The sequence below is a fragment of the Methanocalculus alkaliphilus genome (assembly GCF_024170505.1).
Lineage (GTDB): Archaea > Halobacteriota > Methanomicrobia > Methanomicrobiales > Methanocorpusculaceae > Methanocalculus > Methanocalculus alkaliphilus.
The window spans coordinates 121135-143010 of the sequence record NZ_JALJYG010000002.1 but is presented as its reverse complement, the minus strand read 5'-3'; the positions used below and the strand labels follow the sequence as shown (position 1 = coordinate 143010).

Annotated in this window: 21 protein-coding genes; 17 read left to right on the top strand and 4 right to left on the bottom strand. The window is 56.3% G+C overall.

Annotated features, from left to right (window positions below; all coding sequences use genetic code 11):
- Nucleotides 1-2: 2 nt before the first annotated feature.
- From J2T58_RS02425 to J2T58_RS02410, 4 genes are all read left to right on the top strand, one after another.
- The gene (locus J2T58_RS02425; protein ID WP_253487153.1) at nucleotides 3-1742 is read left to right on the top strand and encodes a V-type ATP synthase subunit A; all 1740 of its coding nucleotides are present in this window, start codon (nucleotides 3-5) and stop codon (nucleotides 1740-1742) included.
- A complete protein-coding gene (locus J2T58_RS02420; RefSeq protein WP_253487152.1) occupies nucleotides 1742-3139 on the top strand; it encodes a V-type ATP synthase subunit B in 1398 nt (465 codons plus the stop codon). Before J2T58_RS02425 ends, J2T58_RS02420 begins: the two co-directional genes overlap by 1 nt.
- Nucleotides 3140-3790 (top strand): V-type ATP synthase subunit D, encoded by a 651-nt coding sequence (locus tag J2T58_RS02415; protein WP_253487151.1) that lies wholly within the window; start codon nucleotides 3140-3142, stop codon nucleotides 3788-3790. It abuts the gene before it with no gap.
- A gap of 172 nt (nucleotides 3791-3962) precedes the next feature.
- Nucleotides 3963-4517: a TATA-box-binding protein gene (locus J2T58_RS02410; protein WP_253487150.1), complete on the top strand. Its 555-nt coding sequence runs from the start codon at nucleotides 3963-3965 to the stop codon at nucleotides 4515-4517.
- A 4-nt stretch (nucleotides 4518-4521) separates the two neighbouring features.
- On the opposite strand, the gene J2T58_RS02405 is transcribed toward J2T58_RS02410, so the two are convergent.
- Genes J2T58_RS02405 through J2T58_RS02395 form a run of 3 tightly spaced genes read right to left on the bottom strand, consistent with a single transcriptional unit; the run spans nucleotide 4522 to nucleotide 8637 of the window.
- Nucleotides 4522-7254: a DEAD/DEAH box helicase gene (locus J2T58_RS02405; protein ID WP_253487149.1), complete on the bottom strand. Its 2733-nt coding sequence runs from the start codon at nucleotides 7252-7254 to the stop codon at nucleotides 4522-4524.
- Nucleotides 7202-7954: a metallophosphoesterase gene (locus tag J2T58_RS02400; protein ID WP_253487147.1), complete on the bottom strand. Its 753-nt coding sequence runs from the start codon at nucleotides 7952-7954 to the stop codon at nucleotides 7202-7204. The genes J2T58_RS02405 and J2T58_RS02400 overlap by 53 nt, the downstream gene beginning before the upstream one ends.
- A complete protein-coding gene (locus J2T58_RS02395; RefSeq protein ID WP_253487145.1) occupies nucleotides 7951-8637 on the bottom strand; it encodes a hypothetical protein in 687 nt (228 codons plus the stop codon). The genes J2T58_RS02400 and J2T58_RS02395 overlap by 4 nt, the downstream gene beginning before the upstream one ends.
- 81 nt (nucleotides 8638-8718) lie before the next feature.
- Between J2T58_RS02395 and J2T58_RS02390 the strand changes: the two genes are divergently transcribed.
- Genes J2T58_RS02390 through J2T58_RS02335 form a run of 12 tightly spaced genes read left to right on the top strand, consistent with a single transcriptional unit; the run spans nucleotide 8719 to nucleotide 19596 of the window.
- Nucleotides 8719-9702, top strand: coding sequence for a replication factor C small subunit (locus tag J2T58_RS02390; RefSeq protein ID WP_253487143.1), 984 nt, complete (start codon nucleotides 8719-8721; stop codon nucleotides 9700-9702).
- Nucleotides 9699-11819 carry a minichromosome maintenance protein MCM gene (locus J2T58_RS02385; protein ID WP_253487141.1) on the top strand — a complete coding sequence of 707 codons (2121 nt, stop codon included), beginning with the start codon at nucleotides 9699-9701 and terminating at the stop codon, nucleotides 11817-11819. Before J2T58_RS02390 ends, J2T58_RS02385 begins: the two co-directional genes overlap by 4 nt.
- 8 nt (nucleotides 11820-11827) lie before the next feature.
- Nucleotides 11828-12151, top strand: a complete 324-nt coding sequence (locus tag J2T58_RS02380) for a dihydroneopterin aldolase family protein (RefSeq protein WP_253487139.1) — start codon at nucleotides 11828-11830, stop codon at nucleotides 12149-12151.
- Between the two features lies 1 nt (nucleotide 12152).
- A complete protein-coding gene (locus J2T58_RS02375) occupies nucleotides 12153-12980 on the top strand; it encodes a TatD family hydrolase (RefSeq protein ID WP_253487138.1) in 828 nt (275 codons plus the stop codon).
- 42 nt (nucleotides 12981-13022) lie between these two features.
- The gene (locus J2T58_RS02370; protein WP_253487137.1) at nucleotides 13023-13310 is read left to right on the top strand and encodes a DUF424 domain-containing protein; all 288 of its coding nucleotides are present in this window, start codon (nucleotides 13023-13025) and stop codon (nucleotides 13308-13310) included.
- Nucleotides 13311-13318: 8 nt separating this feature from the next.
- The gene (locus J2T58_RS02365; RefSeq protein WP_253487136.1) at nucleotides 13319-14359 is read left to right on the top strand and encodes a 60S ribosomal export protein NMD3; all 1041 of its coding nucleotides are present in this window, start codon (nucleotides 13319-13321) and stop codon (nucleotides 14357-14359) included.
- Nucleotides 14359-15225 carry a class I SAM-dependent methyltransferase gene (locus J2T58_RS02360; protein ID WP_253487135.1) on the top strand — a complete coding sequence of 289 codons (867 nt, stop codon included), beginning with the start codon at nucleotides 14359-14361 and terminating at the stop codon, nucleotides 15223-15225. The genes J2T58_RS02365 and J2T58_RS02360 overlap by 1 nt, the downstream gene beginning before the upstream one ends.
- Nucleotides 15222-16349: a bifunctional phosphopantothenoylcysteine decarboxylase/phosphopantothenate--cysteine ligase CoaBC gene (gene coaBC / locus J2T58_RS02355; protein WP_253487134.1), complete on the top strand. Its 1128-nt coding sequence runs from the start codon at nucleotides 15222-15224 to the stop codon at nucleotides 16347-16349. Before J2T58_RS02360 ends, coaBC begins: the two co-directional genes overlap by 4 nt.
- Nucleotides 16331-17176, top strand: coding sequence for a pantoate kinase (locus J2T58_RS02350; protein ID WP_253487133.1), 846 nt, complete (start codon nucleotides 16331-16333; stop codon nucleotides 17174-17176). The genes coaBC and J2T58_RS02350 overlap by 19 nt, the downstream gene beginning before the upstream one ends.
- The gene (locus J2T58_RS02345; protein WP_253487131.1) at nucleotides 17173-17904 is read left to right on the top strand and encodes a 4-phosphopantoate--beta-alanine ligase; all 732 of its coding nucleotides are present in this window, start codon (nucleotides 17173-17175) and stop codon (nucleotides 17902-17904) included. Before J2T58_RS02350 ends, J2T58_RS02345 begins: the two co-directional genes overlap by 4 nt.
- The gene (locus tag J2T58_RS02340; protein ID WP_253487128.1) at nucleotides 17891-18883 is read left to right on the top strand and encodes an AAA family ATPase; all 993 of its coding nucleotides are present in this window, start codon (nucleotides 17891-17893) and stop codon (nucleotides 18881-18883) included. Before J2T58_RS02345 ends, J2T58_RS02340 begins: the two co-directional genes overlap by 14 nt.
- Nucleotides 18880-19596, top strand: a complete 717-nt coding sequence (locus J2T58_RS02335; RefSeq protein WP_253487126.1) for a class I SAM-dependent methyltransferase — start codon at nucleotides 18880-18882, stop codon at nucleotides 19594-19596. Before J2T58_RS02340 ends, J2T58_RS02335 begins: the two co-directional genes overlap by 4 nt.
- Nucleotides 19597-19603: 7 nt before the next feature.
- Here the strand turns inward: J2T58_RS02335 and J2T58_RS02330 are convergent, their stop codons facing one another.
- Nucleotides 19604-20920 carry an AIR synthase-related protein gene (locus tag J2T58_RS02330; protein ID WP_253487125.1) on the bottom strand — a complete coding sequence of 439 codons (1317 nt, stop codon included), beginning with the start codon at nucleotides 20918-20920 and terminating at the stop codon, nucleotides 19604-19606.
- Nucleotides 20921-21058: 138 nt separating this feature from the next.
- Here J2T58_RS02330 and thiD point away from each other — a divergent pair, with 138 nt between their 5' ends.
- Nucleotides 21059-21868 carry a bifunctional hydroxymethylpyrimidine kinase/phosphomethylpyrimidine kinase gene (thiD, locus tag J2T58_RS02325; protein ID WP_253487124.1) on the top strand — a complete coding sequence of 270 codons (810 nt, stop codon included), beginning with the start codon at nucleotides 21059-21061 and terminating at the stop codon, nucleotides 21866-21868.
- Nucleotides 21869-21876 lie beyond the last annotated feature (8 nt).

Sequence of the window (21876 nt, the reverse complement as noted above, 5' to 3'; positions counted from 1 at the left end):
CGATGACAGAAGGGGTTATTTCAAGGATCTCAGGCCCTGTTGTTACAGCAGAGGGCCTGCGTGGATCACAGATGTATGAGGTTGTCCGGGTCGGCAGTGACGAACTGTTCGGGGAGATCATCCGCCTTGACCGCAACGAAGCTGTCATCCAGGTATATGAGGATACATCGGGCCTGCGGATCGGGGAGAGGGTGGCGAGTACCGGATCTCCGTACTCCGTGGCACTTGGACCAGGTCTTTTGTCATCGATTTATGATGGTATTCAGCGCCCCCTCCCGGTTCTCTATGAGATGAGCGGAGATCTCATCTCCCGGGGCGTCTTCCCGCCAGGTCTTGATCTCTCACGGAGATGGGAGTTTCACCCTTCAGCCCTGCCGGGCCAGAACGTGATGTCGGGCGATCTCATCGGGACCGTGTCAGAGTTTCATCTTGAGCACCGGGTGATGGTGCCGCCACATATTTCCGGCACGATAAAGGAGATCCATGAAGGGTCATTCACCGTCTCCGAACCGGTCTGTACACTGGATAACGGCACTGAGATACCCCTGATGCAGATATGGCCTGCACGGAGACCACGCCCGTACAGGAAGAAGCTCGATCCTGACACCCTCCTTATAACAGGCCAGCGCATCTTCGATACCTTCTTCCCGGTCGCAAAAGGGGGGACAGCCATGATTCCCGGCGGCTTTGGAACCGGCAAGACCGTCGCCGAGCAGACGCTTGCACGATGGTCTGATACTCAGGTTGTCATCTACATTGGTTGCGGGGAGCGTGGAAACGAGATGACCGATGTCCTCTATGAGTTTCCTGAACTGATCGATCCGGTGACCGGGCTCCCTCTCATCGAGCGGACGGTTCTCATCGCCAATACATCCAATATGCCTGTTGCCGCCAGGGAAGCATCCATCTACACCGGGATCACCATCGCAGAATATTATCGTGACATGGGGTATGATGTCGCCCTTATGGCAGACTCGACCTCGCGCTGGGGCGAGGCGCTCCGTGAGATCTCAGGAAGGCTTGAGGAGATGCCCGGTGAGGAGGGCTATCCTGCGTATCTTGCGACGCGCCTCGCAGCATTTTATGAACGGGCAGGCAGGGTCATCTGTGCCGGATCCGGAGATCGGATTGGATCCGTCACCGTCATCGGTGCGGTATCTCCACCTGGCGGGGACTTCTCAGAGCCGATAACCCAGAACACACTCCGTGTTGCGGGAACTTTCTGGGCGCTTGACACCAGCCTTGCATACCGCCGTCACTACCCCTCTGTCAACTGGATCAAGAGCTATTCGCTCTACCTTGACAGTATCGGGGGGTGGTTTGCCGAACATGTGGCAGAGGACTGGCGCGAGATCCGGGACAGGGCAATGTACCTTCTTCAGAAGGAGGTTGAACTTCAGGAGATCGTCCAGCTCGTCGGCCCGGATGCACTTCCGGACAGCGAAAAGATCATACTGGAGGTGACGCGGATGATACGTGAGGACTACCTGCAGCAGAGCGCGTTCCATGATATCGATTCGTTCTGCTCACTTGAGAAACAGTACTGGATGCTACGGGCGATCCTCGTTTATCACGACCGATCACTCCGTGCCATGACCATTGGCGTTCCAATCGATGCCATTCTGAAAATCCAGGCGAGAAAGGATATCGGAAGAATGAAAGAACGGCCGGATACCGGGAGTATTCTGAATCTTATTGATGAGATAGAGCAGGGGATCTCAGAACTGATGGAGGAAGAGTGATGCCGGGAGATCTTGTTACCAGGGAGTACACATCGATCAGCTATGTGTCAGGTCCGCTGATATTCATCAGGAATGTAAAAAACGTCTCATATAATGAGATTGTCCGCATCACCCTCCCGAATGGGGAGGAGCGATCCGGCCAGGTCCTTGAAATAGCAAAGGATGTTGCGGTCGTTCAGGTCTTTGAAGGGACGAGTGGCATTGATAATCTCAGGACCAGGGTGAGGTTCACCGGTGAACCACTCCTTATGAAACTCGCCCCCGATATGACGGGGCGGATCTTTAATGGAATCGGCCATCCGCGTGACGGAGGGCCCGATGTGATCGAGGAGCTGAGTCTTGATGTCAATGGGATGCCGATCAACCCGGTTGCCCGGGATAAGCCATCCGATTTCATTCAGACAGGTATATCCGCAATTGATGGCTTAAATACCCTGGTTCGTGGGCAGAAGCTTCCGATATTCTCCGGAGCCGGTCTTCCGGCAAACAAGCTTGCCGCCCAGATTGGGAGACAGGCCCGTGTCCTTGGCGAGGGAGAGGATTTCGCCGTCGTCTTTGCGGCGATGGGTATCACCTTCAAGGAGGCGTCATTCTTCATGAAGGCTTTTGAGAAGACCGGGGCACTGGGGCGTGCTGTCATCTTTATGAACCTGACTGATGATCCCATCATCGAACGTCTTGCAACACCAAGATGTGCCCTTACCGTGGCAGAATACCTTGCATATACCCACGGCCTCCATGTCCTTGTCATTCTGACAGATATGATCAATTATTGCGAGGCCCTCAGGGAGATATCGACTGCACGCGAGGAGGTGCCTGGACGACGTGGCTATCCGGGGTACATGTATACCGATCTCTCCTCAATTTATGAGAGGGCAGGAAAGATCAAGGGGAGGAAGGGATCGATAACCCAGATCCCTATCCTGACCATGCCGGACGATGATATCACCCATCCTGTCCCTGATCTTACAGGATATATCACCGAAGGCCAGATCGTCCTCTCCCGTGATCTCTTCCGGAGAGGAGGTGATCCGCCGATAGATATCCTCCCCTGCCTCTCACGGCTGATGAACTCGGGGATCGGTGAGGGGAAGACACGAGAGGATCACCGCAATGTTGCAGATCAGCTCTACGCCTCGTATGCGTACGGGCGGGATCTCAGAAGGCTCGTTGCCATTGTCGGTGAGGAGGCACTGACCGAGCTTGACAGGATGTATCTTACCCTGGCCGATGCATTTGAGAAGCGGTTCATCAGCCAGGGCGACGAGGATCGGTCGATTGAAGCGACCCTCGGGATCGGCTGGGATCTCCTCTCGATACTGCCTGAGGAGGAGCTCAAGAGGATTCCTGTTGACTATATCACCAGATACCATCCCGCATACAGGGAGGCCGTGTAGATGGAGCAGGTTCACCCGACGAGGATGGAGCTCATCAGAATTAAGACACAGATTAAGCTTGCCGAACAGGGAAAGGAGCTTCTCAGGCAGAAGATGGATGCCCTGATTGCAGAGTTCTTTCAGATAATGCGGGGTGTATCCGAGTCCCGGGAGAAGCTGGAGCGGGTCGATGAGGCTGCCAGGCACTCCTTACACCTTGCCCATGCAGTCGATGACTCGGTTGCTCTCAAGTCTGCTGCCCTTGCCACACGGAGTGGCATCGCCCTTGATATCTCTGGAAAGAATATCATGGGCGTTCCTGTCCCGGTCATTGAAAAACGTAAGTTTTCACGGCGTTCTTTCGAACGGGGCTATGGTATTCTGGGTGTAAGCGGCAGGATTGACGAGGTTGCAGAACATTTTGAGGCCGAGCTGGATCTGATCATCGAACTGGCAGAGACAGAGACCGCACTTCGCCGGCTCGGTGAGGAGATTCAGAAGAACAGGCGGAGAGTCAATGCCCTTGAACAGATAATGATCCCTGACCTGAAAAAACAGGCGAAATTCATTAAGATCGCCATCGAGGAGCGTGAGCGTGAGGATCTCTACCGGCTTAAGAAGATGAAGAAGATCATTGACCGGAAGAAGGGGGAAGATATGCAGGGGTGGTAGCCCTCCGAAAACCTGATCGCCGTGTATCATCGACCCTCTCCTTCTTCTCTGGTACCGAAGACCCGCGTACCTGGTCATCTCTTCACTGAAGGTAGCTATCACCTTCTACGTCACGGATCCCATAAATCTTCGCCAACACCATTATGGTCTGGAAAGCTTCAATTATACGAGGATGGCAGATCAACAGTACGACTCATTGAAGATCGAAAATATCGTCGCTTCCGGTGTCATCGCCGATTCGATCGATCTCCTGGCAATTGCCGACCATATCGAGGGGTGCGAACTCAATACCAAGAGATTCCCAGGGGCGGTCTACCGGATCAAGGATCCGAAGATGGCATCACTGATCTTCTCATCTGGCAAGGTTGTCCTCACCGGGATCAAGAATGAGGAGGATATGGACCGTGGTCTTGAGATCATCATCTCATCACTGAAGGATGCCGGTGTGGTGACACATGAGATCCCGGATGTTAATGTGACGAATATCGTCTGCTCCTATGACATGGGAAAATCCATCAATCTGAATAAAGTTGTCATCACCCTGCAACTCGAAAATATTGAGTACGAACCTGAACAGTTCCCGGGACTTGTGTACCGGATTGCAGATCCAAAGATCGTCGCACTCCTCTTTTCATCAGGAAAGATCATCCTGACGGGTGGAAAGAATCTCCATGATGTCAGGGCCGGTCTTGGTGTCCTTGAACAGCATCTGGCAGATATTCTCTGATCATTTACCAGAAACGATGAGTGGCGATGAACTTCTTCTCGGCTTTGAGAATCTCCTTATAAAAGGCATCCCCGGTTGTGTGGGTTGCGAGGATGCGCGAAGCCACCTCGGGACCGACCCCCCTGCCCGCAAGGGCAGTCATCGCCTTCTTTCCGCTTGAAAGGACGATGTTGGCTGACCTGAGCATCTTCGCCTCAATCTCCTTCTCTTCAGCCGACTTCTTCTTCTTTCGGACGAGCCGGTAATTCTCCTCTTCATATGGTTTCAGAGCGGCGATGAGGCGGGCCCTGCACTTCGGGCATTCTGGCTGCTCCGGGACTCTGGAGAGGATGGTCCTCTGTTTCCAGTTCCTGCAATGCATGCAGGCGAGGATGATCTCCTGTCCGTCCAGCCGCCGCTTCACCGCCCCGATGATCGCCTGGTCGCCTTCAGCCGGAGTGATGAGATCCTGTGATGTGAAGAGCCCCTCTGATCCGATAATTGAGAGGGGGCCGATCCGGACCTCCATCTCATTGTTTCTGATTCCTGCTATCAGTTCACCAGCGGCCCTGACATCCATATACCTGCTGAATAGCTCGCGGTACACCTCCTGTGCAACGATGGTGTCGTCAAACTGTTCACTGAGGCGATGGAGGCTGATCTTTTCATACTCTGCATCGGCATCGATTGCTCCAAACTTCTTTGCAACCGCTACGAGTTTCCATTTATACAGTGCGGTCCGCTTCATTGCAATCCTCAGAATCCCCTCAATATGATCTCCTTCGAGAGAATGAAGGAGATCTGCTATCTCACGCGCCCCGACGTTCCGTGGGAGCCGAAGGAAGATCCGGTAGGCATTAATCTCGATTCCGACACTTGTTCCAAACCTGGCGGATATAAGAATGGAGAGGGCCCGCCCAAGTGCCTCGTTCGCCTTATGGCCGCCACAGATATTGATGATAACCCCCTCTTTCGTATGCTCGACCATGACCAGTCTGTCTGTTGGAACGGGTGTCCGGTTCTTCTCCATCTCACCGAGAACCCTTCCAATATATGCCAGGGATGCTTCATCCGCATTGTACTCGGAGAAGTTCCGGAGTCGTCGGAGCCGGCCGACCTCTTTGGCAACCTCAAACGGGACCGGGATCTGTTCCCCCTCCCATGACGGGAGCTCTCCGACACTCTTAGGCGCAGGTTCGACGGTGATCTTCTCGTCCTCGATCTCAAGCACCCGCCAGAGGCGGCCGCGTGTAATAAAAACAGCGCCGATATGGATCCAGCCAATGACAAAGGACTCATCAAGGGTCCCGATTATCCTCCGTGTCACATAATCGATGATCGGAAACTTCCTCTCATCAACGATCATCGAGAGGTTCGTGGTGAGGTACTTCCGGGCGCGTCCGGTTCGGATCACCAGATCGCCGTCCCGGCGGATCAGCCGGTGCTCCTCCATCTGGCTGATGCAGGTATCAAGGAGATCGTCACATCCGGAGAAGGAGGATGCCTTGTTGAGGATCCGTTGTATCGTTTCTGTCTCAACCTCACCACGTTCAACTGCGATGGCGGCAACCTGGTTTGCCATCACATCGGCAGAGCAGCGTGGCGGGATGACCGGCTCGGTCCTGTTATCAAGCGCCCGGTGAGCAATGACAAGCGACTCGAGGAGATCATCAAATCCGGTTGCGATGATCGTGCCCCGTGAGATCTGATCAAGCCGGTGTCCTGCCCTGCCGACCCGCTGTATCAGCCGGGCGACCTCACGCGGGGATCCGAACTGGACAACATGCCCGATATGGCCGATATCGATCCCAAGCTCCATTGAGCTTGTGCAGACGAGCCCCCGGATCTCCCCCTGTGCAAAGCGCTCCTCTGCATCGATCCGTACCTCTTTTGAGAGAGAGCCATGATGAATCTCGACATCCCCCCGCCCGATGAGGTGGTGGCCTATCGCTTCGGCGACCGACCGGGTATTGACAAAGATGAGGCTGGCCTGGTGAGCATCGATACTCTCTTCGATCAGCTTCACCTGGGAGTCGAACCGATCACCGCCGAACCGGACCGTGAGTGAGAGCCTGCTGGCAACCGGGACTTCAACGATACCAAACGATCGTGATCCACAGAGGAACGTACCAACCTCCACTGGATTGCCGACTGTTGCGGATATCCCGATCCTCTGGAACTCACCTGCATACTCAACTATCCGTTCGAGTGCGACTGAGAGTTGTGCACCCCGTTTTCCATCCGCAAGCTCATGAATCTCATCGACGACGACATGCCTGACATTGGCAAGGTGTTTTCTGAGCCGTGACCCCATCAGCATCGACTGGATCGTCTCCGGTGTTGTGATCAGGAGATCCGGCGGATGGAGAGCCTGTTTGCGCCGCTCGGCCATTGGTGTATCGCCATGCCGGACACCGACGGAGAGCCCGAGCTCACCACACCACCACCGGAGGCGTGAGAGCATATCACGATTTAAGGATCGGAGGGGTGTGATATAGAGTGCCTGAAAGCCGCCGGATTTCCCTTCTCTCAGAATGGCATGAAAAACCGGGAGCATGGCACTCTCTGTCTTCCCAGTGCCGGTCGGTGCGATCAGTATCTGGTCTTCTCCTCTCAGGAGCGGAGGGATTGCCCGGAGCTGAATCTCTGATAAATCAGAGAAACCTCTTCTCCGGAGGGTCTGTTGTACCCTTTCATCCAGCTGATCAAAAATTGCATTCGGATCTGAGGGCTCCGAGGGTGTCGATATAGGTTCCATCTGAGAGAAACACCTCCGCGGTCTCGATTCTGACACTCTTTGCGAGGGGGGATATCCCGCTCTCCGGGATCGTCCTGATGTCAATACCCCCTGCATACTCATAAAATGCTGGCACAAGGAGGAGGCGGGTCGGGTGATCGACCGATGGGATCTGGAGAATCTCTTCATCAACCTCGCCGAGGAGGTACGCCGGGCTCCCCCGGAGGGAGCAGCCGACCTCATCATAGAGATGGATGACCGGGTGGTGATGGCCTGCAAGGATCAAATGGCCTGCAAGATCAGGTGACGGATAGGTGTGGCCGTGAAGATAGCCCGTCCCATCGATGAGGACTCCATTCTTCGGGAGGAGCTCGCCCTCTTCCATATACCGCTCGATCCCGACGTCGTGGTTGCCGGGGAGGAGTGCGAGATCCACCCGCCTCCGTATTGTATCGAGGACGCGGGGGAGCTCGCGGGCTTCCTGCCATGTCACCTGCGGGACCGAATGCTTCAGATCGCCAAGGATAAGGAGGAGATCGGGGTCAGCATCATCAATGCAGGTGATGATCCGGGAGAGGCGATCGTCGGTTCTGCTCCGGAAATGCCACCCTTTCCGGGATAGTGCGCTCTCGACCCCGAGATGGAGATCTGCTATCACAAGGATCGAGCGGCTGCGGCTGATCAGAACTGCAGGCCCCTCGGGGAGGAACCGTGGCTTCATAAAAGACGAATGACTCCATTCGTCGGCATATAACACTCCCCCTCCTCAAGAAGGGTGGTGAGAATCGCCTTCACCTCATCCTCACCAATCCCGGCATCTCCTGCCAACCGCATAATATCCTCAAGCGATGCCCCTTTCGGCCCTGAGACAGATGAGATGATCTCTATCATCGCCTCATTTCTATCAGGGGTTTCCTGCTCTTCGGCATCACTGATAACCACAAGAGCAGTCTGCACCATTCCGGCGATCTCTCTCTGGGATGGTGAGAGGTCCTCCTGTTCTTCAAGCCGGCAGAGTGTATCTTCTGCACAGAGTTGCAGGAAACGGTCGCGCTCCTCCCGTGTGACGGTCCGGCATGCATCGACGATCAGGCGTATCTCATCGGACCCTTTCTGGGAGAGTTCACCCGCAACGGCGATGAATGCCGGGGGCTCGGTGGATGCGAGGTGATCTGCGACCAGAGGGTAGGATCTGTTCACGGTTATGCTGATCCCCCCGGTCGGATCGCTGATCCTGCCTTCAACAGAACGACTGCTCAGTACATGCAGCCCGGTCAGGACACCGACCATAAACAGTCGGCGGATGTGTGCTCCCGTCGGGGTGATGAAGCGGTCTCCCTTACGGATCGCCGCATGACATTCCCCGGCAAAGACCCAGCTGATCGGTTCGGCCGCTTGTTCCATCAGAGAAATATTTGCTTCTGGCGGACAAGATGGTATCGATTGAACAGATCCATTTTCAGCCTCCGGATCCAATGATCATGTATGGAGGATATCCACGGGATCTGGATCGAGAAGTACCGCCCTTCCCGGCTTTCAGAGATGGTCGGCCACAAGGATATCGTTGAGCGTCTCTCAAGCTATGTCCGGCAGGGAACCCTCCCGCATCTGCTCTTCACAGGAAGTCCTGGTGTCGGGAAGACGACGGCTGCAGTCGCTCTTGCACGCGAACTCTTTGGCGAGGATTATGGGATGAACTTCCGTGAGCTGAATGCTTCGGATGAACGGGGGATCGATGTCGTCCGCAATCAGATCAAACAGTTTGCCAGGACGACCCCGATGGGGGCATCGACGTTCAAGGTTCTCTTCCTTGATGAGGCGGATGCACTGACGACCGATGCGCAGGCCGCCCTGAGAAGGACGATGGAGAACTATGCCCAGAGCTGTCGTTTCATCCTTTCATGCAACTACTCATCAAAGATCATTGATCCTATCCAGAGCAGATGTGCCATCTACCGGTTCCGCCCTCTCACAGCAGAGGATGTCGGTGAGGAGGTCAGGCGGATCGCCGCACGTGAGGGCCTCACGGTGACACCCGAGGCAACGGCGGCCATCGTCTACATCGCCCAGGGAGATATGCGCAAAGCGATTAATGCACTCCAGGGCGCTGCCATCATCACCCCGGATATCACTGCTGAGCGGATCTATGAGATCACCTCGAATGCACGGCCTGAAGAGATAGAGGCGCTCGTCTCCCTCTCACTTGACGGGGATTTTGAAGGGGCCGAACGCCATCTCTCCTCCCTCCTTCGCGATCGGGGGATTGCTCCGACTGAACTTCTTGGCCAGTGCTACCGACATATTCTGACGTTGGAGATAGACCGGATGCTGAAGGTGGAGCTGATCGATCACCTTGGTGAAGCCGATTACCGGATCTCGGAGGGGGCTCACAGTGATCTTCAGATGGAGGCGCTCATCGCCAGATTCGTCCTCTCTGCGATGAAGAGACGAGGGATGGATCAACATTGAGTTCTGATGAGGAATACGACATCGAAGTCGTTGATAAATCAAAGGAATGGGCCGATTTCCTCTCAAAAAAATATAAGCAGGAACTTCGTACAATCGGGAGGGAGTTTCCATATAAACGCTCTCTTATCATCAATTACGAGACACTCCAGAAGTTTGGAAGGTCCGGTGTAAAGCTGGCCGATGAGCTCCTCGGCTATCCGAACAAGGTCTTTGCAGAGGTTCGGGATGCCCTTCGGACGCATAATCTCCTTGCCAGGAAGGATGCACATGAGATCATCCCCAGAATGAACATCAGGTTCATCAATCTCCCCCGAAAGACCCTCGTCCGTGATATCAGATCCGACCAGCTCAACACCTTCGTCTCGGTTGATGGGATCATCAGGAAGACCACAGAGGTCCGTCCACGCCTCGTTGAGGCGGTCTTCCGGTGTCCGGCAGGGCATATGACCATCCGTGAACAATCGTATGGACGATTCGTCGAGCCTGATGCCTGTGGGATGGCAGACTGCACCCAGAAGAAACTGGAACTTATCCCCATGCGGTCAAAGTTCATCGATGCCGAGAAGATCCGCATTCAGGAGACGCCGGAAGGGCTCAGAGGTGGTGAACAGCCCCAGACCCTTGATGTCGATGTCACTGATGATCTCGCAGGCCTTGCAGCACCCGGTGACCGGGTCGTCATCAACGGAATCCTGAAATCGATCCAGCGGGTGACGATGGGAGCAAAGAGTACCATCTTTGATATCTATCTTGAATGCAACTCCATCGAGTTTGGTGAGAAGGAGTTTGAGGAGGTGAATATCACCGAGGAGGATGAGGCGGCAATCCTCGAACTCTCAAAGGATCCAAACCTGTACCGAAAGATTGCCCATTCCATCGCACCGACGATCTATGGGAACGATGATGTGAAAGAGGCGGTCTCGCTCCAGCTCTTCAGTGGTATTGCCAAGGAGATGCCGGACGGCAGTACACTCCGCGGGGATATTCATATTCTGCTGGTCGGAGATCCCGGTATTGCAAAGTCCCAGCTCCTCCGGTATGTGGTGAAACTCTCACCCCGCGGCATCTATACATCGGGGAAGTCCGCTACATCCGCCGGTCTCACCGCCGCAGCCGTCAAGGATGAATTCGGGGATGGGAGATGGACCCTTGAGGCCGGGGCGCTCGTCCTTGCGGATATGGGGATCGCCGCAGTCGATGAGATGGATAAGATGCAGAAGGATGATCGCTCCTCTCTCCATGAAGCGATGGAGCAACAGACGATATCCATTGCCAAGGCAGGGATCACAGCGACCCTGAAGACGCGATGCGCACTCCTTGGTGCGGCCAATCCGAAGCTTGGACGATTCGATGAGTATGTCGGCATATCCGAACAGATCAATATGCCCCCGTCCCTCCTCTCCCGGTTTGATCTCATCTTCATCATGACAGACAAGCCTGAGAAGCAGCGCGATGAGGCGATTGCACAACATATCCTCAAGGCGCACTCGGTCGGTGAACTGATCATGCAGCACCGGAAACACCCCATCGAGGGGGTTGATGAGGAGTATATTACAAAAGAGCTTGCCCCGGTCACCCCTGAGATTGACCCGGTGATGTTTCGGAAATATATCGCATATGCAAAACGGAACTCGTTTCCGATCATCACCCAGGAGGCACGGGAGGCGCTCGTCGATTATTATATGAAACTGAGAAACCTCGCCTCCCCCGACAAACCGGTCCCGGTGACCGCCCGGCAGCTTGAAGCGCTCGTCCGACTGGCAGAGGCGAGTGCACGAACCCGTCTTGGCAACTCGATTGAACGTGATGATGCCATCCGGGTGATCAAAATTGTGGACAACTGCCTCCGGAAGGTTGCATATGATCCGCAGACCGGATCATTTGATATCGATAAGATCGCAACCGGGGTATCGAAGCAGAGCAGGGATCTTATCCGGAGTATCAAAGAGACGATCCGGCAGTCCGGTGATGATACCGGCACCGCCCGTGTTGATCAGGTGGTTGAGACCCTCATCCAGAAAGGATTCTCACGCGATGCCATCGAGAAGGCGGTCGAGAAGCTTCGACAGGGCGGCGAGGCCTTTGAGCCAAAACATGGTCTGATTAAACTGATTTAGGTGATTATATGCCAACAGAGAGAGAACAAGCAGTATTTGAAGCGGCGATCAAACTTGGTGCACTTTACCACCAGTTCGTCGGAACCCCTGTCTCACCAGAGACCGCAGAGACGATTGAAGATGCAATCGAGTCGGCTGTCCGGCTTCAGCCGTATGTGACCGATGTAACGGTCCGGCTCGATCGCTCCGTCATGCTTGAAAACCCCTTCGGGTACTCCGAGGTCTCGGGGCGGATGTTTGATGTCACGATATCGACGAAAGTCGGGGAGGCCACCTGTACAGCAGCCCTCCGGTATGAGAACGGGTATCCCATGATGTCCATCATCGATTAATATGCAGAAGCCGCGTTTTCCGATCACCGATGATCATATGCATATCGACCCGGTGAACGGGATCGGTATCAATGCAGTGAAGGAGTTTGCCCGCTCAGGTGGGACGCATATCTTCCTTGTGACGAAGCCGTCCTGGTCATTTGGCATTGATGCGGTGAGGCCTGATGATTTTCGCCCGGTCTTTGAGAAGACGATTGCCCTTGCTGTCGAGTGCAGGGAGGCAGGCGTAACTGCCTTTCCCATCCTCGGCGTCCATCCGGCGGAGATCTCGCGGCTTACCGCACGGATGAGCCTTGCTGATGCTGAGGCACTGATGATCGGAGCACTCCGTGTTGCGGCGGAGTATGCGATGAATGGGGAGGCAGTCGCCCTCAAAAGCGGCAGGCCGCATTATGAGGTGGATGCTGAGGTCTGGGCCGCATCCAACCGGGTCCTCGCTTCTGCCCTTCAGTTCTCGGCCGAATGTGGCTGTGCTGTCCAGCTGCATGCCGAGAGCGGGCCTTGCGCCGATGTCGTCGGAATGGCTGAAGGTATCGGGATGCCCGTCGACAGGGTTGTGAAACATTTTGCAACCCCCGACACCCCGCTTCACCCTTCCTTTATCGCAAATCATGAGTCGATCCCGGAGGCTGCAGAGGAAGGGAAGGTGTTTACGATGGAGAGTGACTATATTGATGAACGGGACCGCCCCGGTTCGGTTCTGGGTCCACGCTCCGTCCCCCGGTTCACACTCCGCCACCTTGAGGCCGGCCGGCTCTCTGAAGAGGCGGTCTGGCGCATCCATGCCGAGGTCCCGGAACGGGTCTATGGTGTGGAGATCACCCTCTGATACACGATCCTTTTTGCATCATGACGACCCATTTATACTCAAATGTTTCTCAGGATTCATGATGCGCCGGGGGGAGGGAAGGTCGTTGCAATCTGCGATCGTGAACTTCTTGGCAGGACGCTTAGAGAGGGTGATCTTGAGATCACCATAACAGAAGACTTCTATGGGGGCGAACCGGCAACAGAAGATGAGGTCAGGGCCGCCCTAAGGCATGCGACGAATGCGAATATCATCGGCTGGAAGGTCGTGAATATAGCCATCTCCCTCGGACTTGTTGAGATCTCCTCGTGTCTGATGATCGATTCCATTCCACACGCCCAGATAGTATAACCGGAATTATGAGTATACAACAGACAATCTGTCCACGCTGCGGTGAACCATCAGAGGATGGGCTCTGCGGCGTCTGCCAGCTTCATGAGATCGAATGGGTGACCATCTCGCCACGGGTTCAGACGATCCTCTGTCCGACCTGCGGATCACGAAAAGTCGGGAGCACCTGGTCTGACTGTCTGGAGGAACGTGAAGACCTTGGGCGTTCACTTGTATTATCAGGGATTTCACTCCATCCTGATGTGAAAAGTCCGGAAATTGAAATAGATCTCCGTGATATCAGCTCCAACCGGACACAGGCAATCCTGACGATTACTGCCCGCTGTTATGGCCTTCCGGTGAGCAGAGAGGAGAGAGTTCTCATCGTCTGGGGGAAGGAGCAGTGTGACCGGTGCTGCCGGATAAGCGGAAGTTATTATGAAGGCACCATCCAGGTGAGGGCCGAGGGAAGAAAGCCGTCAGAATGGGAGATCCGGAGGAGTGCCGAGATCGCGTACCAGGCCGAGGATATGGCTCAGCAGGGGGGTGAGCGGCTTGCCTTCGTCTCGTCGATGGAGACATCACGTGACGGACTTGATATCATCGTCTCCTCCCTCGGGTTTGGCCAGTCGATTGTGAATGATATCACATCACTCTTTGGTGCAAAGACCACCTCGCATCCAAAGCTGGTCGGGGAGAAGGAAGGGAAGCGGCTATACCGGGTCACCTGGCTGATCAGGCTGCCGCGTATCATCCGGGGGGATATCGTCGAGATCCAGGGGCGGTACTACCAGGTGTCGGGATCTGATGGCCATACCCTCAGGACACGGGATCTCCTCACCTCAGGCCCGCGAACCTTCCGTGACGAGTCATCTGTCCGGGTCATCGCCCATGCCCGGGATGCGATGGAGGCGATGGTGACGCATCATGAGGGCGCCGTCATCGGAGTCCTTGATCCAGAGACACAGATGCCGGCTGAGATAGCTGCTCCGGACGGGTGCCGGGTCCCTCCCGGTGGTATTGTTCATCTCCTCCGGGACGGCGATACGCTCTTTGTGGTCGGATACTGATGCGCGCACGGATCGTCCCCCTGGAAACCCTCCGGGCACTCAATCACCTCGACTGGGTTGATCGGAGCCGCCGGGTATTCAAGGAGGGTGATCATGTGTATGTTCCTGTGAAGGACGGGTATCCCTGTGATGCAGTTCTTCCAGTCCGCATCCGAAAGGGACGTGGATACCAGCGGCTTGGTGACGGGGTGATCTTCCATGGGAGGCGCCCTACCGCAGAGGAGATCGATGATGTGGCAACCAGGGAAGCATCAGCGTTCATCCTCTTTATTCCGACACATACCGGGGATTGCAGGGTTCCGTCATACGAGGTCCTCTCCGGGACTCCCCGGGAGGTTCTGCACCGGGAGAGCGGGATTCTCTATCATCTTGATCCGACGAAGGTGATGTTCTCCCAGGGGAACCGGGAAGAGAAACGCCGGATTGCCTCCCTGATCCGTCCTGGTGAGCGGATTGCGGATATGTTTGCCGGGATCGGGTATTTCACCCTCCCTGCTGCAACTGCAGGGGGGGTGGTCCATGCGATGGAGATCAATCCCGACTCTTTCTTTTACCTGGAGAAGAACATCGGTTCCAATCATCTTGGAGCATCAGTCCATGCAGAATGCGGAGACTGCCGCGATCTCCTCTCCGGTATCTATGATCGTATCATGATGGGGCATTTCGACTCAGGGGAGTATCTCTCATCTGCCCTCCCCCATACGGCTCCCGGGACCGTCATCCATCTGCACACCCTCAGTCCTGATGAGGAGATGGTTATGGAGATCATCGGAGCGCATGGGTATGATGCCGAGGTCACCGTGCATAGAGTAAAGAAATATGCGCCACAAATCTGCCATTGTGTTCTGGATGTGGTTCTGATATGAGGCGGACACTTGAAGGGAAGATGATCGTCCTTGCGGTGACGGGGAGTATCGCTGCTGTCGAGACGGTGAAGCTTGCTCATGAACTGAGGAGGAAAGGTGCAACCGTCCAGGCGGTGATGTCGGAGGCGGCAGCGGGCATCCTGAACCCTGCGTCTCTCACCTATGCGACTGGGCGTGAGACGATTGTTACAATCTCCGGCCATGTCGAGCATGTCATCTACTCCGGTGATGAGATGGCGGCCTCCCTCCTCCTGATTGCACCGTGTACGGCAAATACCATCGGAAAGATAGCGACCGGGATCGATGACACCACGGTGACGACATTTGCCACAACCGCACTGGGGAGCGGCCAGCCGGTCGTCCTCGTCCCTGCCATGCACCATTCGATGTACCGCCACCCCGCTGTCACCCGGAATCTCAAAACCCTCGAGGAGTTTGGGGTCGATCTCGTCCCTCCCCGTATCGAGGAGGGGAAGGCAAAGATCGCTACCATCGATGAGATCGTCCTCTATGCTGAGCGGGCGGTCCTCGGACGACCCCTTGCCGGAGAGAAGATAGTGATCACAAGCGGCCCCTGCAGGGAGCCGCTCGATGATGTCCGGGTCCTCACCACCCGATCAACCGGGCAGATGGGCCGCGCCATCGCGTATGAAGCCTTCCGGCTTGGCGCGGATGTCACCGTCATCCATAACGATCACTTTCCTGCGGTCCGGAATATCCGGATAGAGACGGCGGCAGAGATGAAAGATGCCGTCATCGGGATGATAGACAAGGGGATCACCGTCTATATCAGCGCAGCCGCCATCTCAGACTATGCTCCTGAACGGATCTTTGGAAAGATACCATCCGGAACAGAGCAGGATATCCACCTCCTTCCCCTTCCGAAGGTGATCGAGTACGCCCTTGCCATCCCCTCAATCAGGACGATCGGGTTTAAACTCGGGGATGATGCCGCCATCGGAGGCCGGGATCTCATCAGACGGGGTGCATCACTTGTGGTCGCCAATCCCCCGTCAGCGATGGGATCGGAGACGGCACCATTTCTTCTGATGACTGGGGAGAGGGAGTACACGGTTCATACAAAAGAGGAGGTCGCGCAGGCGATATGCCGCCATCTGTCGTAGTCTGGGCACCCGGCCATATATCCGGATATTTCCGGAGGATCACCGGGGAGACCTTCCGGGACACGGGAAGTGTCGGTGCAGGGATCGTCACCAGTCAGGGTGTCACTGCCACGGTCGCCGACGCTGTCGAGACGGAGATCTTTGTCCTCTCGGATGGTGTCGAGAATACCGGATCCCCCCCCATCGAATATGCCCTTGAGCGCCTTGATCTTACTGCATCAATCACCACAGAGTCAAAACTCCCGATAGGATCAGGATTCGGCCTCTCGGCCGCCTCACTGCTTGCGACACTGACCGGTCTCAATGAGCTCTTCGCCCTCTCGATGAGCTGCCATGAGATAGCCCTCCTCGCCCATGAGATCGAGGTGAAGTACAGCCATGGGCTCGGAGATGTGGCCGCCGAGGTCGGGGGCGGGCTCGTCTGCAGGACCAGACCGGGGATCGATACCGAGGTACACCGGATGGTCGGGCTGGATGATACTATCTGGTGCCTCTGTGCAGGCCCGATACCGACTGACGGTATCCTTGGGTCACCGGGGGTGATGAATCAGATCGCCGGTGCCTATCCCGGAAGGTGCCCGGTCGATCTCCCTGACTTCCTCTCCCTCTCACGCCGGTTTGCCGAGGCGTCCGGGCTGATCACCCCCGTCGTCGGGGAGGTACTTCAGGCATGTGATGACGCTTCTGTTCCGGCAAGTATGACGATGCTCGGCGAGGGTGTATTTGCCATCGGAGATGATGCAGAGGCGGTCCTCTCCGGGTTTGGGAAGGTATACCCGACCGGGATTGCAGAAGCAGGACCGGCGGTTCTGGAGGTCCGGGAATGATACCCGCAGATCACCCGCGATACCGCTCCCTTGTCGCACGGGAGAGGCTTGCAGATGCTGCACGGGAGGGGATCGCATCCCTTGAAGGGCTGACGGCCCACGGGCGGGGTGAGGCATTCGACTATCTCATCGGGGAGAGGACGACTCCGGCCGCGGCAGAAGCGGAAGAGCTTGCTGCCCGTCTTCTCATCTCGGCACGGCGGGCTGTCATCTCGGTGAACGGGAATACCGCCGCGCTTGCAGCACCCGCCATCCGGGATCTCCAGGAGGCATCCGGCGCTGCTGTTGAGGTCAACCTCTTCCACAGAACCGATGAGAGGATACATCGGATCTCCACCTACCTCTCCGGCCATGGGATCGAGGTCCTCTCCGGGGAGTACGAAAGGCTCGTCCCCCTCTCGCATGGCCGGGGGCTCTGCCTTCCGAAGGGTATCGGTGCGGCAGATGTCGTTCTTGTTCCGCTTGAGGATGGGGACCGTTGTGAGGCGCTCCGGAGGATGGGGAAGATCGTCATCACCATCGATCTCAACCCCCTCTCCCGGACAGCCCGGATGGCGACCCTCACCATCGTTGATGAGCTGACGAGGGCATTGCCTGCGATGACGGAGGCATGCCGTTTGGTGACTCCGGGGGATCCCGAAGAGATGGCTCTTTTAATCGATAACACGAAGTTTCTTAGAGAGGCGAAGGAAGCAATGAGACGGAGGCTGGCAGATGCTCTGGATTGAGAAGTACCGGCCGCAGGAGCTGGATGAGATAGCCGGCCAGGATCATGTCAGGCGGCAGCTTGGGTCATTTGCAGATAAAGGATCATTCCCCCATATGCTCGTATCCGGTCCACGGGGTGTCGGGAAGACGACGATGCTTGATGCCTTCATGCGGGGTTTCTATGGGGATCGCTTCTCTGAGAATGTGACGGTGATACAGTCCGGCCCCCTCTTCTCACAGGGGAGGGCGTATCTTGAGTCCAATCCCCGGTTTACATCGCTGTATAAGAAAGAACTGGGGGTCCTTGCGAACTTCAAGCATATCGTCCGGTGGCATGCCTCGATCAAGCCATTGAATACTGCCTTCCGGGTAATCATCTTCGATGAGGCGGACGCCCTCTCCAGGGAGGCACAGAATGCCCTCAGGAGGACGATGGAGCGGTACAGCGCTACCTGCCGGTTCATCTTTGTGACGACCCGCCCTGCCGCGCTCATCGATCCCCTGCAGTCCAGGTGTCTCCCCCTCTCCTTCCTCCCGGTTGAACCGTCGCTCATCGGAGAGCGGCTTCGTGCCATCCTTGCGATGGAAGGGAAGACCGGAGTCATATCGGATGAAGATCTCGACCTCCTCGCCTTCTCTGTCCGTGGGGATCTCCGCAAGGCGATCATGACCCTTCAGGTCGGGGTTGAGACCGGGGAGATGATCGATCCGGGCGATATTGACGATACCGAGACACTCAGGGTGGCAGAGGTGATCCTTGAGGCGATCCGGCGCGGCGATCATACCGCTGCCCAGAAGAGTGCCGAGACGCTGATGATCGAGTATGGCCTCTCAGGGCGTGATCTCCTCTCAAGGATGAGGAAGGTCCTTGGGGTCTGCTGCACAACTCCGGCACTCTCACTCCTTCTGGCTGAGACCGACTCGCTCCTTGGGAAGGCCGGGAATGAATATATCCAGGTGAATGCTTTCCTTGCGAGGCTTGCGGAGATGAAGATATGAGCAGGATAAAGGTACAGGCACATTATGATGAGGTGGCAGAGGTCTATGATCAGCGGTATGATCTCCGGCAGGGGAGGCTCTATCACCACCACTTAAGCCAGACCGTCCTTGATCGGGTTTCGGCAGACGGGCCTCTCCTCGATCTCGGATGTGGAACCGGACTTTTTATTGAGCATTATCAGAAGAATGGCGGGCGGGCGGTTGGCCTTGACATCTCGCCCGGGATGGTCAGGATGGGCCGCCTGCGGTGTCCTGAGAGCGACTTTATTGTCGGAACCGCCGATATCCTCCCGTTTGAGGATGAGAGTTTTGAGAGTATCGCAAGCCTGCTCGCATTTACCTATCTGCGGGAACCGGATCTGATGCTTGATGAGGCATACCGTATCCTGAAGCCGGGCGGGAAGATTGCAGTCTGCACGCTCGGCAGAAATATGATGACCCTCCTTGTCCCCTTCTTTTACCGGATGGGCGAGCGGATCGGGTACAGGAAGATCGGTGTCGGGGATTTTGGTGAGAACTACTATACCGGCGGTGAGATGGAGGCGATGTTCAGGGAAGCCGGGTTCGTTGATGTGGAGTCCCGGCGGTGTTCATTTGCCCACTACACCCTCTCCCCCCGGATCTTCTCGATGGCACAGAGGGCAGAGCCGTTCATCGAGGAGCATCTCCCCTCCCTCGCCTTCAATGTCTGTGTGAGTGGAAGAAAAGAGTAGGGAGAGTCTATCTCAACCGTTTCAGGATCCTCTCTTTCTTCATCCGTGCCGCTGCAGCCGCACGATCCACCTCTTTCTTCATCGCCTCAAAGTCCCCGGTTCGTGTATCGACGACCTTTTTCAGTGGGGTATAGGGAGCCTCCCTGAACTTCGGGGAGAAATCGACCTCCTTCCCGCCGCTCTTAAGGACAGATTCCGCCTCTCCCTCTTCTGCAATGCCGATGATCTCAACAGCGACACCCTGGTTCCTGATGACCTCAAGCACCCGGTCTGCCGCGTCAGGTGGCACAACAACAAGGAGCGAGTCGAGCGAGACGCCAAGATAGTCGATACCAAGTTTGTCGAGGAGTGCGAGGACACGGGGATTGACAAGACTACGGAGCTTCTCCTCTTCGATGATGATCCGGCATCCTGCGGTCTCTGCCATCTCAAAGACATCGCCACGGAGACCCCCGTTGGTGACATCGGTCATCGCATGGATCTCCGGGAATACGGCATCCCGGATGAGGGCGTCGCAGGCATGGAGGAAATGGAGGTTGATCGTCTCTTCGACGACTTCTGCATTGCCGGAGTAGATCGCTGCGGTAGCGATGGTTCCTCCGCCAGCTCCTTCGGTCATCAGAAAGAGGTCGCCTGGCTGAATCTGGCGGCGGGCGGTGATATGATCGGCAACCCCGACAACCCCGACACATCCGGTCATCCGGTCGCCGATGACCATATCGCCACCGATTCTGAGGGTGGAACCGGCGATGAGGGGGACATTAAGTGCTTCTCCGACGGCGGTGATCCCTGCGGTATAGTCGAAGATCCTGGCGACATCGCCGTCATCTGCGACATGGATGTCGGAGATGAGCCCGACCGGCCGTGCGCCCATCACATATACATCACGGAGGGTGGCGCGGGTCGCATGGAATCCTGCGAGGAAGGGGTAGTCGGAGAGGCGGGAGTGCATCCCATCGACGGTTGTGATGATGAACTGTCCGCCTGCCGGGACAACCCCGCCGTCATCCATCTCGGAGACCCCGACGGATGCGCCGGTCTCCCCGATGATCTCTGCAATCTTCCGGTGCGCATAAAAATCACCGGTCCCCCTTGATCCGACGCCGAATGCTCCCATGGAGATACCGGCCTTCTCGTACGTGAAGAGATCGCCGCTGAGGTTGCTGGTGATCCTGACCTCTTCTATCGCCGCTCGTGCGAATGCTTCTGCATAGTCTGACGGGACCTCTTTAATCTCAAGGATCCGGTCACGGAGGCGGGCTGCAAGGTCATCATCGCTGATACCGGAATGCATATGCCTCCGCACATATCCTTCAATATCCATATACCGAGGTGTTGATCGTGTGCGGCAATAAATGCGTGATCTACTGCGCTACGATCCGGGGAGATCTCTCCCCATCCATCCGATGACGCGCAAAACCAGAAGACTGATGTTCTGGTATGGCAAGAGTGATCATCTGCTATGGCCATCGATCCGATTCCGACCGCATGCACCATTGCGGGATCCGACTCAAGCGCGGGGGCGGGCATCCAGGCTGATCTCAAGGTCTTCTCAGCGTATGGCGTCTACGGCCTCACCGTCATCACCGCGACGACCGCACAGAATACCCGGCGTGTCGCCGGTTCCTGGATACAGTCGGGAGATTCGGTTGCGGCACAGATCACCACGCTCTGCGAGGAGTTTACCATTGGCGCATGGAAGACCGGGATGCTTGGGAATGTGGAGGTGATCGATGCGGTCATCGATTCGCTTCCGGACGGGGCATCGCTCGTCCTTGATCCGGTCATCGTCTCAACGAGCGGTCACCGCCTTCTCTCATCTGATGCCCTGACGCTCCTCATCGACGGGTTGGTACCGCTTGCGACCGTCGTCACCCCGAATATCCCGGAGGCGGAGATGATCACCGGGATCTCCCCGATCCTGTCACTTGAAGATGTTCGGGAGGCGGCAGCGGTGATCCGCTCGCTCGGGGCCGAGGCGGTCATCATCAAGGGAGGGCATGGGACAGATACGGAGGCGACCGATATTCTGCTGGATAGCGAGGGGGAGGTCGCCCTCTCCCGTCCGAGGTACCCGTACGAGGTGCATGGATCCGGGTGTTCCTTCGCCTCCGCAATTGCGGCGGAGATTGCGCTTGGTGCTGACCTGCGATCCGCATTTCCTGATGCAAAACGGTTCATCGATGGCGCCATCCGGCATGCGATCAGGTTTGACTCCGGTGGGGCGGTCCCTGATCCCTTCTGGGAGATGCGCCGGATCGAGATCGATTGATATATCTC